General features: G+C 36.8%; 1 protein-coding gene. It reads right to left on the reverse strand.

Going from position 1 to position 353, the window contains the following annotated elements:
• Nucleotides 1-177, reverse strand: a 177-nt coding sequence (locus tag O0V13_RS21560; protein ID WP_268037083.1) for a transposase, incomplete at its 3' end; no start/stop codon positions are given.
• Between the last annotated feature and the right edge of the window lie 176 nt (nucleotides 178-353).

Here is a 353-nt window from a genome sequence, read left to right on the forward strand (position 1 = left end):
CGAACTTCTTCTCCGGCAATGTCTGCATTCGAAAAACTTCGCACCGCTGAACCAGTAATGATGAGTCACTTTTTCGCACTTTTTACAATAAATACCGGTCTTCTCCCGGTAAGATTTAATGAAGAGTTCACAGGATTCCTCATCTGGAAATTGGTTTAGAAAGTGGATTAGTTTCATGTTCTCTGGTGTTTAAACCAAAGAAAAGCGTACTTTTCTACTTGACAAAACCAGTGACACCAACTGTCATTTGGCAACGTGTGAACTCACGGATACACATATAATTTAATAAAGAGCCGATTTTCTAATAGATATTTCGGCTCTTTCCTTTTTTAATTCACAGAGTAATTTAAAAT

It is taken from the genome of Algoriphagus sp. PAP.12, from assembly GCF_026652115.1.
Classification (GTDB): domain Bacteria; phylum Bacteroidota; class Bacteroidia; order Cytophagales; family Cyclobacteriaceae; genus Algoriphagus.